This is a genomic window from Pseudomonas alkylphenolica (assembly GCF_004025535.1).
GTDB classification, from domain to species: Bacteria; Pseudomonadota; Gammaproteobacteria; order Pseudomonadales; family Pseudomonadaceae; genus Aquipseudomonas; species Aquipseudomonas alkylphenolica_A.
Map to the genome: position 1 here is coordinate 315,645 of NZ_QJRG01000050.1, position 16,825 is coordinate 332,469.

Here is a 16,825-nt window from a genome sequence, read left to right on the forward strand (position 1 = left end):
CATAATTGTTGCTGAGCCATAATTTTCATGGGTTCCGACCTATTGGGCCCTGAGGTGTACAGCCACTTGCCACCTGTGGCGATCTCGAGGCCGAGTCAAATTTGTGGTCTTGCCCAGGTGCTCTGGAAGCTAGGTCCATCGGATATCGGGGGTTGGCTTGGCCGACCTATCTGAATTGTTACGGGGATCGGGAAGTCCACCCCTACCATAGCTACCTCTCCTTGTTTAAGGTTCGGTAGGAATGCAGCTGCAGAACGATCAATTTCACCACAGGCCCGTTCGACTACCTCTCGATCTCGATCGTTCGTGAGCCGATGCACGAGCAATGTACCCATCTGACTCAGCACTCCCTCTGTGATATCACGAGGTCGCTGGGTGGCTAGACAGATGTTGAGTCCATATTTCCGCCCCTCTTTGGCGATCAGCTCGAAAGCATCCAAGTTCTGCAGGTCATCCTCATTCCCGACTGTTTTGCCCAGGAAGTTATGGGCCTCATCGAGGATGGTGATCAGAGGTTTCCTCCTGAACACCTCAGCGCGAGCTCGCTGCAGAAGAAGCCTTCCGATAACGTTCGCCACCACCTCGCGAGCATTGAATTCGTAGCCTATCGAGCTCAAGCAGACCCTGAACAAAGTCTTGTCGCCATGAATGAAAGTGTCGAGTTGTTCCACGAAGCTACTAAGACCGGCCGCCGGGCTGAAAACGCAGCTAAGTGACGGTGACTCCATCACCCCGAGGATACGGGTCATCAGCGATGAGCAGTGTGAAATCTCATTGCTGGCTGACCCGAATCTTTCTCCATCGTTAAACGCGGTTGGGTAGCAGCATTCCTGTACTAATTGGGGAACAAGGTAGCGAGGGTTGAACGGAGTATTCGGATTTCCGACAAGCCTCGCATTGTTGCCTCTGTTCATAGCTTCGCGATAAAGCTCCTTCGACTGATCCACCTTCCACACAATATGTCGAGGGAACAGATCTGGTGCGAGATTCACGAGCCGGAGGCTTTTGATCGCCTCCCTAAGCTTAGGCCCCTGAGTCTTCCCGGATGGCTGAAAGAGGGCGATGAAATCGGACTCGGTAAAGCTTGTTGGCGGAATTGCGACTTCTGTCGATCCATCAGCTTGGTGGAGAGGATTGCCTAAGTGGCAGTGAACAGTATCGTCGCCGATGAGAGAGCGGTACTCGCCTGTGGCATCGATCAGTACCACTTTGGCTGCGTGGCTACGGCATTCTTCAACCAGCTTGGAAGTCGTCCAACTCTTGCCACCGCCAGTCGAGCCTAGGATAGCGCAGTGCCTTCCGAAAATTTTCTCCGGAGTTACCGCGATAGGGAATCCGCCATCGCCTGCAACGTGGCCAAGCTTCAGCGATACTTCAGGCGGGGCGCCATCCACTCCTGTTGATGTCAGCAAAGGAATTTGAGAAATAAACTCTCCCGGGGCTGAATAAACCCGATCTCCAAGCCGAGGGTAGGAGCTAACTCCGGCAGTGACCCGCAGCGATTGCGGATTGACGGAGCCCAAGAGCCGAATGAACCCGATGGCATCGATTTGCCGGCTACCCGCAAAGTCTTGAGAGATCTCAGTGCGATCCTTGTCCGGCAGGGTAACCTCGGTGATGCGTCCGAGGAGCACAGCTTTCTGGCCTTCGATCAGTACGAGCTCGCCGACCTCGCCCTTGCCATATCTGTTGTGCCCTAGATACTGGCCGCTTACGTTGCCGGCATGCGCAAGGTTTGTTTTTACCAAGTGCGCGCTCACGCTCGAGACCACACCAATTTTGAGGTTGCTAGCCAAAATTCCATCGAGAGAAATCATGAATTTTGGCCCCCTAGACGCTTAACAGCGTTGGCAAGCTGTTCAGCAGGCGAGGCAGTCCGCAGGTGAGGGATATGACTCACTAGGTCACTGAACGAGCCACTGATGAAATGGATGTCCAGGCCACGCCTGGCAAGGTCATGGAACCTGCCCCAGTAGTCGCTTGAGCCATGGAAGCCCCGGTTATGCAGGTGCATGATGCACTGGAAATCACAGAGTATGAGCTTCAGGCTCGGGTTGGACTGGATAGCCGAAAAGATAGGCTCGGAGAGGTGGTCATCGTTGAAGCCGAAGCCAGCCACAATGAGACAGCTGTTAGGCTGACGCAGAAACTCCAGATAGCGGGACAGGAGCTCCAAGTGAGGCTGCAGGAAGGCTTGCTGGTATTTACCTTTGGCAGGGTAGATCAGACATGCATTCGCTGGGGTGGGTGCAGCGTCTTCGTAGATTTCTTTGCCGTCTCTGCTCCAGCTCACCGATCCATGTAATTTCAAGAGCTGAAATACGCCTTCAGCAAACTCATGGCCTTCAGTCTCACGTCTGACGATGTCGTAGCTGAAGTGTCTTCCATCAAAGCGGCGTCTACGCGTGTACGAGAAACCATCTATGGTCATCATCCCAAGATCAGAGGCCGCCGTCTCAAAGCACATGTCGTAGTTAGTGGTGAACACCTTGAGTCGGGGATCACGCACACGTCGTCTGGCCAGTTTTTGCAGTAACTGCCTATAAGCTGAAATGTCGGCGGCAGGAGCCCTAAGGAATGCCGAACATGCATCCAGAATGACAGCCTTCACGTCGCTTACGAAGACTTTTACAGTCGCGTCATCATTGAAAGCCAGATAGGCGTCGCACTGTGAAAGGAAATGCTCAATGTTTGGATTGGTTGTTTCCAGGTATCGAACGGCCTCCATCACCTGTCTGGCTTGCTGCGTAAGATCCCACGTACCTGGATTACACATGGATCGCTGCCATAAATCTCCCATCCCCGGCCCACCCGGTGCTCCAAGCGATGTCCCGCTCCCCGCTAAAAAGCCCAAGTTAGGAATCTGAAGTGCTCCGGTGAGCATGTCCGACAGAGCTGACCGGTTTGAGTTGATCTTCAAGGGATCTTGAGGAGGCGCACCTTTGATGATCGTGAATGCTTCCTCCGTCAAGGGTGACCACTCTGTTGCACCGGGCGCTAAATACGCCTGTAAGCCCCGGCGATTAGCATCCAATGGCGGGGGCGGCGGAGGGGGGGGCTGTGGGAGATCAGGAACAACAACGGCTTGAGGAACAGGCGGAGCATTCTCGTTTGACATCAACACAATCCTTGATGGTGTAGCGATGGTCGAGGGTATCACCGGGCCACTCGAACACGCCTATTAGAATCTACATGCAACGCAAGCATAATGCCCACCACCACCTGTCTAGCATAGTGGTGGAGAAGACGGCCAGGGAGGTACCGAGTGTCTTGAGCTGGGTCAGTCGCCATTCCAAGTCATTCAGCGCGTGTGCGGGACCCTCGTTGGACGTGAGCCGGATCTGCTCAAACGCCCTAGCTATTGATGTCGTGACAGTCAGCAAACAGCAATACCCTGGGGGTTGAGACTGGCATTGGTCAGGCATGCCAGCTCAGCATTTGAGCCAGCGGGCTTGGATGCAGATTTTGTGATGGCAAAACTGCGTGAGGGGCTGTCGAGCCAGGAAGCCCTTCACGCACTGACCGTTTCGAAGCGAGCGAAGCGCTGAGGTGTCCAGGATCGTTAGGCTAGTTCAGTCTGCAGCGACGCTTACTCGGATCAAACCGAGGTAAGTTTCAGGTCTTCCCTCACGACTTGGATTGTTACGAGGCCGTGGGTGCAACGTACGGTCGAACATCGAGTCCAAAGAAGTCCTCAAGCAGGAAGGCCTCTCTGAATTCGATGCCGGGGGTGAGGTGAAGAATATCGTAGATGTCTCTCTTATGGGCATCAGGCATGCGTGCTCCAAAGATAATCGCGGAGATAGGCGCTGGTGCTCGATAAAGCTTTTCGCCGATATGCATGATTGCCCTCCATTCCCTCTCGTAGCTCCATTGCTTGGCTTTGGTATACACACAGACATCAATGAAGTTCTCTTTGGCGTCGCCAGGCAGGTTCTTCAGGGACAAAGACGGGTACACGTCTGTGTACCTCACCGGTTTAGCCATGCTTCTTAACGGGGAAGTCTCATCGACGCGGTACTCGATGCAGAACCCCTTGTGGTACTCCGCGTAGTGAGACCACATGAGGATTTCATTTGGCGTTTCGCTCAGGCAGAGCACCCCAATTTGTTGCATTTGTGTGCGCAGTCCATCACGAAGCTGCGTATAAGCAATCTCGTCCGCCGCAATTGGAACCTTGAGCGAATCCTCTACCACAGCATTTTGCGCGATTATGTCGACTGCGTGGGCGACGGACTCTTTCAGTTTTTTGCGATCGAGATTGATGGCGCAGTCAAAAGGATCATTAAACGACGCCGGGCTGGACAGCCAGACGGTTTCATCAACCAGAGACTGCAAGGAGTACGGCGTGACGCGTTGGTATTTGTACAGGTGGGAAGGCGTGCTCATGGTGTCCTGGTTTTCTGGGCATTCAGGTTTTTGATTGCTGTAGGCGGTGATTCCTGATCTAAATTTACGGGTACCTGAAGCGATAGATCGGGCATCGCTTTAATACCTGCTCAATCGTGCCAATCCCTCCAGGAAACGCTGGAGGTAGCTCTCACTCCCAAAGGCAAAGCCTGCAGCAAGCAAGGGCGCCTTGAACTCCTGCGTAGAGTATTCCTGAGCAAAGTGAGAGATCGTCTCCGAGTGCCACGACAGACGCCCCATCGCGATGTTTCGGAATTGATTCTGCTGGATTCTATTATTGAGCTCTTCTTCGTTGACGCCATTCGCTTGAGCGAAGAACAGCAGGTTCAGAAATTCGAAGCGCTCATAGAGCAGCTCGGCATCGTGCACGCCGGCAAACGAGGGTGCCCATTTGGAGGTGATGAGGCTGGCAAGCCGATTGGATAGTGGTGTACGGGCGTTGCTCTGACCCTCTAGGGTTTTCCAGTGCGCTAAGAGCCCGTTGCCGGACTCCAGGTAGAACGGTGACAGTTCATACCCCACCAGACTGGGTTGCTCGCGACGGTTAATCACGATTGAACCGAGCAGGCGATACAGAACGTCAAGGCGATTCGCACGGGTCAGCCCAAGTGCATAGCCAAGAACGACCAACATTACCGGATAGTCCTTCAGGGCTAGCCAGTGGGTATAGCCAGCCTGTTCTCTATGAGCTTCAGCATACAGCCCTTTGACTGCATCCAGTACGAGGCTCAGCTCATCACCTGTACCCCAACGACCTAACACTGAAGCAATTCGTGCGATCGGTTCGACAATCGCCTCGTACTCTGGAACCCAGTCACTGAACGCCTGGTTCCTCACTTCTCCCCCTCCTGCGAAAAGTGGGGCGAAATCAGAAATCATCTGCCGAGTTTGAGTCGTGACCAAGTCTTCGAGCTGGATCCTGTGTTCAGGCCGATCCATGAAGCGTTTTGCCATGGCGATCATCAGTTCGACACTTGCCGGATTAGGCTGGCGGGACTGCTGGATGGTCTCAAGCTTCAGTTTAAGGGCATCGAAGAACGTGTCCGCGTCAGTGCCGCTGACCACAGATGCCCGGCGCTGTGTGACCAACTCCTGGCCACGCTCAGACAGGCCACCACGTGCCAGCCAGTAGGTTGGGTAGCGGCGGGAGGGCGCGCGCAGAAATGCCTCCCTCAGGGCGTGATCCCATTCCCCTGACCAGCCAGCAACGATCAACCCGAACTCATCGATGATGCGGTCGAGCAGGGTGTTGAACTCGGCAGGGTAGTCACCCAGCTCTAAATCCGTATTCAGAATTCTGGCGTCTTTGTAGTCGCCATGAATTTTGAGGATGAAGCACTGGGAATGGGTGATCGGCTCGGCCCCTGCCAAGGTGTCGACTGAGCTCACGATCGTGGGCTCAATGCCGGCATCACGCAGAGCATTTTCCATCAGCCTATCAAAGTTGGTTGTGACGATCACGCGCACGTGCCCAGCGCGCACCATTTCTGCGATAGCTCGATGAGCCCGGGTGGGTACCTTCAATCCGTCCTCCAGCTCTTGGGCTGTGGGCTCCAGGAAGCCTTGGACAATCGCTCTGCGCTCGCTTTGCGTGCCTGCCAAGGTCTCAAGCAGCGTCGAATAGTTAGGCTGCTCTCCTGTCTGACCTACATACCAAGCATGCCAGTCTTCTTGCTCCCCTACACCTGAGGCAACACCGGCACGTTTGATCAGCTCCATGGTGATCTCCCAGCCGGTCGGGATGCCAGCGGAGCGTGACACTCCTGACCCAAGGATTAGTGCATACACCCCTTTGTTCTCGTATACCGAGAATGCGAGCTGGGTAGTGGGGTCATTGGCGATCATGGGCATGGGATCTTCCTTGCGTTCCGGGGGCGATTGCCAAATTCTTGGAGTCGCCAGCGTTATCCTGGGTGGAAGCATTCTAGCCAAAGGCCATCATAGACGCACCTATTGCTCCGCAGAGAGATTGTTCAATTGTCACTGCATAAGTGGGTGCCCGGATGAGTCAGTTCAATGGTTAGGAACAGCCGATCAAGGACATTCGACAAAGCGCGGATCGACAGCGGGCGACCTCGGTCGGAGATGAACAAAGCGCGGATCGACAGCGGGCGGCCTCGGTCGGAGATGAACAAATAGCGGTATGGCAGTTTCATCAGTTTGCCGCTCCGTGAAGGGCGCCGTTCGCTCTGGATATAGCACTCATAGACCTCATACAACTGGGCGGAGATACCTACCGTCCGCCCGTGGGTTTTCAGTGCAGGCTCTTCAGCGCGCGGATCGCCTGGGTCATGTTCACGATCGTTGATGCTGACATAGGCATGCTGCGAAACGTTATTGACATCGGTGGTATAGAGCTTGAGAAGCTCCCCTCGGCGCATACCGGTCTCCAGCAGCAATTCAATCATTAGCCAATTACGTAACTGCAGTCGTTCCGGAAACGGATTCTCCGCGGCGCCCGGGCGAATCAACGTGCGAATGATCTGGAGTTGCGTATTTGTCAGACTGCGGTAACGAGTGCGGTCCGGCCGAACATTGAGGATGTAGCTCTCAAAGCGCCGTTCAACGACGTCGGCAACATCTGCAAATGCAACCTCGATGTTAGCCAGGGAGGTTGAGGTTTGACGAGCACGCGGGATGTAACGGCTGACAGACCAGGACAGGTATAGCTTCAGCAACCGCAGGTATTGGTCACGGGTACGCGGATCGATCTGCGGAAATGGTGCCGTTGCAGCTATGCCGATTCGAGCGACCAGGTTGTCGGCTTGACGACCGCTTTGAAGCCAGAGGGCGTAACCATCCAGCAACGCCAGAATCACCTGCGCGCAGATGCGCCGCAGCGGTGTTGTACGCGCGGTATCGCAACTTGAGTTGAACGTAAATGAACGGGATAAGCATGGGCAATGGCGCCGCATCTCCGGTCTGTACGAGCAGCGGCACACGCTGACCAGAAGAGTAACGGCACTGGATCAATTTCATCGACAGCTACCTCATTCAACGATTCGCCATGAACACGAAGGACATGGCCCGTTGAAAGCGTGGTCGGTAAAAGCTGGTTTGTCGAATCAGTGCCTTACGAAGCTCATGAACATTCTGAACATAGCACCTCGTTTAACATAATATACATTATGCGTAGTGATCAATAGATCCCTCAGACCCAAGACACAGCAGATTTCAACGCTTGAACCCCCAGGCTGACCCTCCACCCATCGCTGGACAGTCAGCCTGACGATTTCCGATGTTACTGCGCAGCGTGCAACGCTTCACTCACCGCATTCACAAACAACGCCTGCTCGTCATACAGCGAGCTTGGCGTTTCTGCGTTCTTCCACGTCGACCACTGAACCATCACCAGTTTCTCCGCCGGGTTGATCGCGATGGATTGACCGAAGATGCCCAGCGCCCAGAATGTCTGGTCACTGGTTGCGGTTTTGATCGGCTCGGCGTTGGCGTCCGGCGCCGGTGCCGAGAACCACCATTGATAGCCATATTGGCCATTGGGTGCCGATGGCGTCACCGAACCTTTGGCTGTCGTCCAGTGCGTGGAGCGTGCGATCCAGTCGTTCGGCAAGAGTTTCTCGCCCGTTGGCAGTTGTCCGCCGCTCATGACGAATTGGCCAAAGCGACCCCAATCACGCAACGAGGCATTGAAGCCGTGACCGCCCATGTCGACTTTGTCCTTGACCAAGGCGTGCCAAACACCATCCTGTTGCATGCCGTAACGGCTCCAGACGCGGCTTTCCAGGTATTTGGCGATGGTCATGCCGGTGGCGTTTTCCAGTACACGGCCCACCAACCAGGCGCCGCCGGTGTTGTAGGACCACACTTCACCAGGCTTGACGCCGGGTTTGCGTTTGACCGATTTGACCAGGTTGAGGACACAGTCGTATGGCGCAGGTTTGGCCTCGCACTGGGTCATGTGGGAGAAATCGGAGTCTGGCGACGCGTAGTTTTCATCCCAGACCACGCCTGAGGTGTGCTGCATCAGTTGATGCAGGGTCACCTCTTCCCAGGCTGTACCCTTGAGTTCGGGGATATACAGGGTGATCTTGTCATCCACTGACTTGATCTTGCCTTCTTTTATCGCCACGCCGACCAGTACGCTGACCACCGACTTGGCCACTGAACGCGACGTCCACAGGGTGTTGGCGGTATTGCCCTTGCCGTAATACTCATAGGCGATCTTGCCGTCCTTGAGAATCAACATGCCCGTGACGCTCTGGTTGGCCAGGTAGTCATCAAGCGTGTGCCGGGTACCGTTCATTGAATAGTGAATGGCTGGCAGTGCGTGGCTCGAGGCCGGCAATGGATAAGGTTTGGCGTCTTTTGCGCTGAAGACATCGCCTTCATACAACCTGTAGGTATTGCGAAAACCCACCACACGGGTGTCCTGGTCCCAGGTCAGCATGGCGTGCGGATCCGGGAGCGTCTTGTCGAACGGTTGCGGGCACACGTTTAGGCCGGGAACGCCACATTCAGTAACGGGATCGGCCGCCAGGCTGACACCCGCGTGGGTAATTCCCAGCACGGCAACCGCCAGCGCACGAAGGGAAAAAGTTTGCAGCGCGTGCTTTGTTATTGTTGTGGGCAACATCGGTATTCCTCGACATTTCAATGAACTTCACGGGTCGATGTCGAAGATATCAACTTGCCGGAATTCGAAAAGCAACATAAAGTCCGGCCCGATATTAATAAAACTAACAGCTGTGAACCCGATGCCCACTGAACGGCTACCGCCGCTAAATGCCATTCGCGCCTTCGAAGCGGCTGCCCGCCTGGGCAGTTATGTTGCGGCCTCGCAGGCCCTGCATGTCACTCAACCGGCAATCGGTCGGCATGTGAAGAACCTTGAAGACTGGCTCGGCGTGCAATTGTTCAATCGCACCCCGCGTGGCGTAACGCTTACAGCGCCGGGGCTGGAGTATTACCAGTCGGTTTCGCAGGCCCTGCAACTCCTCGCCGATGCCGGCGCTCGCGTGGCACGGCGCAAGGAAGAACGCTGGCTGCGCATCCTCTGCGTACCGGCGTTCGCCTCACGCTGGTTAACGCCCCATATCGACCAGTTGCGTAACCTGCGACCAGACCTCAAGCTGGCGATTGAACCCAACGCGTCGTTCAAGGCCGTGGATGCCAGGCAAGCTGACCTCGGGATCGCCTTCGGGCTGCCGGGCGAACACACCGGGGTACATACGCGCATGATCCGCCCCGAGGTGTTTCCCGTGTGCTCGCCGGCGTATCGGGCGAGCTTGCAGCGCATCCCGTTGTCAGTCACGGATCTGCCGGCGTGCGCGTTGATCCATGTCGACGACGGCACCTGGTGGAACAGCTGGTTTACGGCAATGAACGTTGCGCTCAAGGTCAAGGCGGATGCCTCGCACATGAGCAACGACATTGCCTTGAACCTTGCACGACATGGGCATGGCATCGCCTTGGCGACCGATGTTTTGGTCAGGCATGAGCTGGCCCAGGGTGTACTGGTACGATGCGGCGAGGCGTCGGTGGCGCTGGAAACTTACGAAGTGCTGACGCCCCAGCAGGCTGTTTCAGACGATGTAGCGTGGTTTATCGACTGGTTGAATATGACGCTGCGAAAGGAGTTTCCACACGCAGCAGTTGATCCTTGATGAGTGCCACGGTACTGTCCTGCCCTGCTCGTTTAATAAGCCTTTTATATAACTCAACTAAATGTCTATTTAGTTGAGTTATTTATTCGTTCGCCATTTGGATGGTGTTAAAACCCTCTCTTCTTTCGTTTCAGCCATTGGGCGCTCCTGCACTAAGTCTATCTCTTTGGGAGATGGCCCCATCTGAAATCAGCAATACAAGTGTTGGCCAAAGCCTGATTAACATGTGGCATAACTCCCTACAAATGCCGCAATTTTTACGCGGTCAAGAATAATCGGAGACTGCTCGATGCCCCTTCCCCTTTCCCTGTGCGACGACCTGCGCCTGCTGCTTAATGACCGCTTCTCCACCTCCGCCAGTGTGCGTGAGCACCATGGCAGCGATAGTTCCGCCCTCGATCCGATGCCACCGGATGCCGTTGCTTACGCCAACAGCCTCGACGATATCGTCAGCATCAGCGCCGCCTGCTACCGCCACGATGTGCCGATGATTGCCTATGGCAGCGGCACGTCCCTTGAGGGCTGGTTGCAGGCCACTCACGGCGGCGTGAGCATTGATGTTTCGGGCATGAACCAGATTGTCGAAATTCGCGTCGATGACATGGATGCCACCGTACAACCGGGCGTAACCCGCAAGCAGCTCAACGCTGCCTTGCATGGAACCGGGCTGTTCTTTCCTATAGACCCGGGCGCCGATGCCTCGTTGGGCGGGATGGCCGCTACCCGCGCCTCCGGCACCAACGCCGTGCGCTACGGCACCATGCGCGAAAACGTACTGGGCATGACCGCCGTGCTGGCCGACGGGCGTGTGATCAACACAGGTGGCCGGGCACGCAAATCTGCTGCTGGTTACGACCTGACCCATTTGCTGGTGGGGTCCGGCGGTACACTCGCGACCATCGCCGAGCTGACCGTCAAGCTGCACCCGATCCCCGAGGCCATCTCGGCCGCCGTGTGCCGCTTCCCGAGTGTCGACCACGCTGTACGCGCGGTGATCCAGATCATCCAGCTCGGCGTGCCTGTCGCCCGTATCGAGCTGCTCGACGCCTTGACCATGCGCGCGCTCAATGCCTACAGCAAAACGCAGCTGCGCGAGGTGCCTTCGTTGCTGTTCGAACTGCATGGCTCCGAAGCCGGTGTGCAGGAGCAGCTTGAGACCCTCCGCATGGTCGCTGACGAACACCAGGGCCTGGATTTTGAATGGGCGGTGCATCCGGAAGACCGCAGCCGCCTGTGGCAAGCCCGTCACGACGGGTATTTCGCCGCCCTCGCCCTGCGTCCCGGTTGCCGTGCCCTGACCACCGATGCCGTGGTGCCGATTTCGCGGCTGGCCGACTGCATTGAAGCCACCGCGGCAGACCTTGCACAAAACGGCTTGCTGGCACCGATCTTCGGCCATGTCGGCGATGGCAATTTCCACGCGTTGATTCTGGTCGACCCTGATGACCACGCCGAGGTCGAGCGCGCCGAAGCGGCCGCACACCGGTTGGCCGAACGTGCGATCGCCATGGATGGCAGCTGCACCGGTGAGCATGGCATCGGTCTGACCAAGCAGGATTGCATGACGGTTGAACACGGCGAAAACGCGGTGGACACCATGAAGGCGATCAAGGCCGCACTGGACCCCAAGCAATTGATGAATCCTGGGAAAATCTTTCCTCGCGGGAACACTGCGGGCTGACGCGGTACCATCACCGGCCCCTCACCTTCCCGTGCTACAGGAAGCCCCCATGGAAATCCGCCAGATCAGATACTTCGTCGCCGTGATTGATTGCGGCAGCCTGTCCCAAGCCGCGCGTCAGGTGCATGTCGCGCAGTCGGCCTTGAGCAAACAGATGTCGGCACTGGAGGACGAACTGGGGGTGCAGCTGTTTCATCGCAGTCACAATGGTGTGGTCGCCAGTGAGGCCGGCAAGGTGTTCTACGAATATGCCCAGGGCATGCTCAAACACCTGGCCGATGCCCGCGCGGCCGTCACCAGCAGCCCGGACGCGGTCAGCGGCTCGATCATCGTGGCGTTGCCGCAAAGCGTTGCGACCATCCTCGCCATGCCGTTGATGCGGGCGGTGGCAGCGCGTTATCCGCTGGTAGCGTTTCACCTCAATGAAGAGCTGACTGGCAACGTCATGGACCAACTGATCCATGGTCGCGTGGACCTTGCCCTGTTTACCAGCGCCGACCTGCCCGCACAGGTGCTGTTCAGCACCTTGATCGAAGAAGACTTTTACCTGATCCACCGGGCCAATGCGCCGGATGCGCCACCTGCCGGCGACGTGTCGCTGGAGCTGGCGCTGGCACGGCCGCTGGTGTTTCCGAGCCAGGCCCATGGCCACAGCACCCGCACCCTGGTTGAACAGGCGGTGGCACAGCACGGGCTGAGCGTGGGACAGATCGCCATGGAGGTCAATTCCGTCCACATCCTTAAAAGCGCGGTGGAAGCCGGTATCGGTCATACCATCATGCCGTTGAACCTGGCCATCCGCGAAATCCATGACGGCCGCCTGGTCGCTCACCGGATTGCCGCTGACGGGGTGTCGCGCACCCTGGGCATCTGTAGTTGCGCGTCGATGCCGGCCAGCCGCCTTAAAACGCTGATCAGCGAATTGATCCGCGAAGTTGTCCGGGACATGTGCGCATGCGGTGAATGGCCGGGAGGCCGCGCGCTCTGACCCGTTGTACTGCCATTCAAGGTTCGCCCCTACAACAAGAAAGAGGCACGAGATGACCACCCTACCCCCGCTCCCCGGCAGCATGCCGGACGCTGACCTGCACGGCGCCTACCGAAAAACCGCGTGGCGGATCATTCCGCTGCTGATTGTCTGCTACCTGGTGGCCTACCTTGACCGGGTGAACGTTGGCTTTGCCAAGCTGCAGATGCTCGATGACCTGAAATTCAGCGAGGCCGTGTATGGGCTGGGTGCCGGTGTGTTTTTTGTCGGCTACCTGATGTTCGAGATTCCCAGCAACATCGCGCTGCACAAGTTTGGCGCCCGCCGCTGGATCGCACGGATCATGATGACCTGGGGTTTGCTGTCGGCGGCGATGATGTTCATCGAAACGCCGATGACATTCTACGTGCTGCGGTTTTTGATCGGCATCGCCGAAGCCGGGTTCTTTCCCGGAATCATCTTCTACCTCACCAGCTGGTTTCCCAATCATCGCCGGGGCGTGATGATTTCACTGTTCCTCGTTGGCCTGCCGATTTCGAACATGCTCGGCTCGCTGATTTCCGGTTTGATCATGCAGCACTTCGATGGCGTGGCCGGTTATGCCGGCTGGCAGTGGCTGTTCGTGATCGAAGGCTTGCCCGCGGTGGCGTTGGGCGCTGCGGTGTTTTTCCTGCTGCGTGACCGCATTGCCGACGCTCACTGGCTAAGCGCCGAAGAAAAGCGCGGGATGCAGGCGGCGCTGGATCGCGAAGCCTTGGCCAAGACCGGCCATTCGGTGCGCGACGGCTTGTTGAACCCGAAAATCTGGCTGCTGGGTGCGGTGTATTTTTGCCTGGTGCTGGGGCAGTACGTCATCAGCTTCTGGATGCCGACCATCATCCGCAACAGCGGCGTCGCCGAGCCTTGGGTCATTGGTGTGCTGATGGCGATCCCCTACTCGGTCGCCGTAGTCAGCATGGTGCTGGTTGGCCGCAGCTCGGACCGGCTTCGCGAGTACCGCTGGCACCTGGCGATCTGCGCTTTTATCGGCGGTGCCGGGGTGGTGTTCGGAACATTGTTCGGCAACAGCCTGGTGCTCTCGATGATCGGCCTCACCATCGGTACGGCGGCGATGATCAGCAGCTTACCGGTGTTCTGGGGGATGCCCACGGCAATGGTTGGCGGTGCAGCGGCAGCAGCGGGAATTGCATTGATCAACTCGCTGGGCAACGTGGCCGGGTTTTTCAGCACGATTGCCATGGGCTGGTTGACGCAGCTTACCGGAAACACCCAGGCAGCGATGTACTTCATGGCGGCTGCGCTGGTGGTCGGGGGGGTGCTGGGGTTGAGCGTATCGCGTTCACACGGAGCAAGTGCCGCGGTAGGCGATTGTTTGCCCCGCGATGCCTAGCGTAATGAGGCCAATCCATGACCTGCCCCGAAAACGCCGTTTTCATATGCAAAAATGCACGCTCCACGCGTTGTGACCATCTGTTAATTTCCGCTCCGGGTTCTACCACCGGATGGAGACGACCAGATGCTTGCGGCCTATAAAGGAACTACCTCCATCAGCCTGGTGCGCGAAGCGCTTTATGGCGCAACCCAGCGCGGCCTGGACATATCCCTGCCGCTGCAGCAGGCACGTATCGATCCGGAGTTGCTCGGCTCGGCTAATGCCCGTGTGTGTGCCAGCGCCTTCTCGCGGTTGTGGGTGGCGCTGTCGGACCTGCTCGACGATGAGTTCTTCGCCATCGACACCCATCCTCTGCGTCGCGGCAGCTTTCGCCTGATGTGCCACGCCACCATCGGCTGCGAAACGCTGGAGCAAGCCCTGCGCCGGATTCTCGCGTTCCTGCGCCTGGGGCTCGATGACCTGTACGGTGAGTTGCAGGTGGAGGGCGACCTGGCGTCGATTGTCATCCACGACCATGGTGTCGAGCGCAGATTGTTCAGTTATGGCACCTGGCTGATCCTGGTGCACGGGCTGCTGTGTTGGCTAGGGAACCGCAGAATACCGTTGCAGATACTGAGTTTCCGTTCACCACGGCCGGAGGACGACAGCGACTACCGCATGCGTTTTTGTGAACACATCGAGTTTGCCGCCCCCGTGTCCCGGGTGTGCTTTGACGCATGCTTTTTGAAACTGAAAGTGGTCCAGACTCCGGAAACCCTCGCCGCCTTCCTCAAGGACTCGCCCGCAAGCCTGCTGGTCAAATACCGCAACGATGCCAGTTTAAGTGCCCAGATCCGTCAACGGCTACGCAACCATCCGCCGGAGCTCTGGCCGGCGCTGGATGAAGTGGCCAATCAGATGCGCATGTCCAGCTCCACCCTGCAGCGCCGTTTGCAGGCTGAAGGCATCAGTTACCAGGGCCTTAAAGACAACCTCAGACGCGATATGGCCATCAATTTCCTTGGGCAGTCGGACTTGACCGTCTGCGAAGTCGCCGCCCAGGCGGGCTTTCAGGAAACCAGCGCGTTTCACCGCGCCTTCAAGAAATGGACCGGGGTAAGCCCGGGCGCCTATCGCCGCTCGAATCCAGGCGCACAGCCCCCGGATCGACAGTTCCTGCTCTGATTCAATGGGCAGGCTGATCCCTGCCCTGCTCTCCCCGTTGCCCCTGCCCTGGCCAATGTGCCCAGATCGGTCACACACATCGACGCCCGCGGGCATGTGCCGCACCCACGATCGGCCCTAGGATTCGCTCCAGCTTACTGACATATCGACTGTGCACTTCACAAACAAAAACAACAGCGAAGGAGACACGCTATGCAATCGGTGAACGTCTACGCATTAGCGGGCGATTCAAAGTTCAATGGCTTCCATGGGCGCATCCTCTTCTGGTGCGTACTCATCCTGATCATCGACGGCTATGACCTCGCCGTGGTGGGCGCGGCGCTGCCAGCGATCATGCAGGACATGAACGTCGACCCGACCAGCGCCGGCATCATGGCGGGCTCGGCACTGCTGGGCACCATGCTCGGCGCGATTTTCCTCGGCACGCTGGCCGACCGTATCGGCCGCCCACGGATGATTGCCATCTGCGTGGCACTGTTCAGTATTTTCACCGCCGTGGCAGGCCTTACCGACGACCCGGTCAGCTTCAGCATCGCCCGCTTCGTCGCCGGCCTGGGTATCGGTGGTGTACTGCCGGTATGTACCGCACAGATGGGCGAGTACTCGCCGCTGAAATTGCGCACCCGCCTGATCACCCTGGTGTTCGCCGGCTACTCGGTGGGCGGCATTCTCGTCGCCCTGACCGCCAAGCAACTGATCGAAAGCTACGGCTGGCAATGGGTGTTCTACGTCGCCGGGCTGCCTGTGCTGCTGATCCCGTTCATCCTCAGGAGCATGCCGCAATCCATTGGCTATCTGCTGCGGACCGGCCGCCAGGATGAATTGCGCGAGATCGTGCGCAAGCTGGAGCCAGGCCGTGCCGTTGACGACGCGGTGGTGGTAACCGGCAATGTGGCGGTGCAGCCTGCCCGGGAAACTCCGGTTCGCGACCTGTTCAAGCAAGGCCGCGGCTTCAGCACAGTGATGATCTGGACCGCGTTCATGACCGGCCTGTTCATGGTCTACGCCTTGAACTCCTGGCTGACCAAGCTCATGGCCATGGCCGGATTCAGCCTCGGCTCGGCGCTAAACTTCGTCATCGTGTTCAACCTGGGCTCGATTGCCGGTGCAATGTTTGGCGGCTGGCTGAGTGACAAGCTGAACATCAAGCATGTGCTGGTGTGCTTCTACATCACAGGTGCCATCGCCCTTACCCTGCTGGGGTACACCCGCGATACCACGGCGCTGTTCGCGGTGGTGTTCCTGGTGGGCGCGTCGACCCTGGGCACACAGTTGCTGGCCTATGCCTATGCCGGCGACTTCTACCCGTCCGAAATCCGCTCCACCGGTGTCGGCTTTGCTTCCGGCGTGGGTCGCATCGGCGCCATCGTGGCACCGGTACTGATCGGCTGGCTGGTGTCGTTGAGCCTGCCGCTGCAACAGAACTTCATGGCCATCAGCCTGGCAGGCCTGATCGGTGCCGTGGCGGTCACCCTGATCAACCAGTCGCGGGCGCAATCGACCCAGGAGAAAAAGGCCCTCGCGCTGTCACGCTAAACCTTTGCCATTACGCCAGACTGCAGGAA

The 16,825-nt window shown here is 57.6% G+C and carries 12 protein-coding genes; 6 read left to right on the forward strand and 6 right to left on the reverse strand.

Annotated features, from left to right (window positions below; all coding sequences use genetic code 11):
- Positions 1-95: 95 nt before the first annotated feature.
- From DM813_RS28170 to DM813_RS28195, 6 genes are all read right to left on the reverse strand, one after another.
- On the reverse strand, positions 96-1,817 hold the full coding sequence (locus tag DM813_RS28170; RefSeq protein WP_164897311.1) for an ATP-binding protein: 1,722 nt from the start codon (positions 1,815-1,817) through the stop codon (positions 96-98).
- Positions 1,814-3,118 (reverse strand): SIR2 family protein, encoded by a 1,305-nt coding sequence (locus DM813_RS28175; protein ID WP_241653259.1) that lies wholly within the window; start codon positions 3,116-3,118, stop codon positions 1,814-1,816. The genes DM813_RS28170 and DM813_RS28175 overlap by 4 nt, the downstream gene beginning before the upstream one ends.
- Before the next feature lie 524 nt (positions 3,119-3,642).
- The gene (locus DM813_RS28180; protein WP_128326678.1) at positions 3,643-4,389 is read right to left on the reverse strand and encodes a DUF2971 domain-containing protein; all 747 of its coding nucleotides are present in this window, start codon (positions 4,387-4,389) and stop codon (positions 3,643-3,645) included.
- A gap of 99 nt (positions 4,390-4,488) precedes the next feature.
- Complete coding sequence (locus DM813_RS28185; RefSeq protein ID WP_128326679.1) at positions 4,489-6,261, reverse strand: SIR2 family protein; 1,773 nt, start codon at positions 6,259-6,261, stop codon at positions 4,489-4,491.
- A 122-nt stretch (positions 6,262-6,383) separates the two neighbouring features.
- The gene (locus DM813_RS28190; RefSeq protein ID WP_241653260.1) at positions 6,384-7,217 is read right to left on the reverse strand and encodes a tyrosine-type recombinase/integrase; all 834 of its coding nucleotides are present in this window, start codon (positions 7,215-7,217) and stop codon (positions 6,384-6,386) included.
- 434 nt (positions 7,218-7,651) lie between these two features.
- A complete protein-coding gene (locus DM813_RS28195) occupies positions 7,652-9,004 on the reverse strand; it encodes a serine hydrolase domain-containing protein (RefSeq protein WP_128326680.1) in 1,353 nt (450 codons plus the stop codon).
- 121 nt (positions 9,005-9,125) lie between these two features.
- Between DM813_RS28195 and DM813_RS28200 the strand changes: the two genes are divergently transcribed.
- The 6 genes from DM813_RS28200 (at position 9,126) to DM813_RS28225 (ending at position 16,796) form a co-directional block, all read left to right on the forward strand.
- Positions 9,126-10,034, forward strand: coding sequence for a LysR substrate-binding domain-containing protein (locus DM813_RS28200; RefSeq protein WP_128326681.1), 909 nt, complete (start codon positions 9,126-9,128; stop codon positions 10,032-10,034).
- A gap of 289 nt (positions 10,035-10,323) precedes the next feature.
- The gene (locus DM813_RS28205) at positions 10,324-11,715 is read left to right on the forward strand and encodes an FAD-binding oxidoreductase (RefSeq protein WP_128326682.1); all 1,392 of its coding nucleotides are present in this window, start codon (positions 10,324-10,326) and stop codon (positions 11,713-11,715) included.
- 49 nt (positions 11,716-11,764) lie between these two features.
- Positions 11,765-12,703 carry a LysR family transcriptional regulator gene (locus tag DM813_RS28210; RefSeq protein WP_128326683.1) on the forward strand — a complete coding sequence of 313 codons (939 nt, stop codon included), beginning with the start codon at positions 11,765-11,767 and terminating at the stop codon, positions 12,701-12,703.
- A 52-nt stretch (positions 12,704-12,755) separates the two neighbouring features.
- Positions 12,756-14,093 (forward strand): MFS transporter, encoded by a 1,338-nt coding sequence (locus DM813_RS28215; protein ID WP_128326684.1) that lies wholly within the window; start codon positions 12,756-12,758, stop codon positions 14,091-14,093.
- Between the two features lie 126 nt (positions 14,094-14,219).
- Entirely contained in the window at positions 14,220-15,260 is a 1,041-nt protein-coding gene (locus DM813_RS28220) for an AraC family transcriptional regulator (protein WP_128326685.1), read from the forward strand.
- 192 nt (positions 15,261-15,452) lie between these two features.
- Entirely contained in the window at positions 15,453-16,796 is a 1,344-nt protein-coding gene (locus tag DM813_RS28225; protein WP_128326686.1) for an MFS transporter, read from the forward strand.
- Positions 16,797-16,825: the final 29 nt, after the last annotated feature.

Coding starts and splice junctions, on each gene's coding strand:
- DM813_RS28215 (WP_128326684.1), top strand. CDS start 12,756: ATGACCACCCTACCCCCGCTCCCCGGCAGCATGCCGGACGCTGACCTG.
- DM813_RS28210 (WP_128326683.1), top strand. CDS start 11,765: ATGGAAATCCGCCAGATCAGATACTTCGTCGCCGTGATTGATTGCGGC.
- DM813_RS28220 (WP_128326685.1), top strand. CDS start 14,220: ATGCTTGCGGCCTATAAAGGAACTACCTCCATCAGCCTGGTGCGCGAA.
- DM813_RS28200 (WP_128326681.1), top strand. CDS start 9,126: ATGCCCACTGAACGGCTACCGCCGCTAAATGCCATTCGCGCCTTCGAA.
- DM813_RS28225 (WP_128326686.1), top strand. CDS start 15,453: ATGCAATCGGTGAACGTCTACGCATTAGCGGGCGATTCAAAGTTCAAT.
- DM813_RS28195 (WP_128326680.1), bottom strand. CDS start 9,004: ATGTTGCCCACAACAATAACAAAGCACGCGCTGCAAACTTTTTCCCTT.
- DM813_RS28205 (WP_128326682.1), top strand. CDS start 10,324: ATGCCCCTTCCCCTTTCCCTGTGCGACGACCTGCGCCTGCTGCTTAAT.
- DM813_RS28180 (WP_128326678.1), bottom strand. CDS start 4,389: ATGAGCACGCCTTCCCACCTGTACAAATACCAACGCGTCACGCCGTAC.
- DM813_RS28170 (WP_164897311.1), bottom strand. CDS start 1,817: ATGATTTCTCTCGATGGAATTTTGGCTAGCAACCTCAAAATTGGTGTG.
- DM813_RS28175 (WP_241653259.1), bottom strand. CDS start 3,118: ATGTCAAACGAGAATGCTCCGCCTGTTCCTCAAGCCGTTGTTGTTCCT.
- DM813_RS28185 (WP_128326679.1), bottom strand. CDS start 6,261: ATGCCCATGATCGCCAATGACCCCACTACCCAGCTCGCATTCTCGGTA.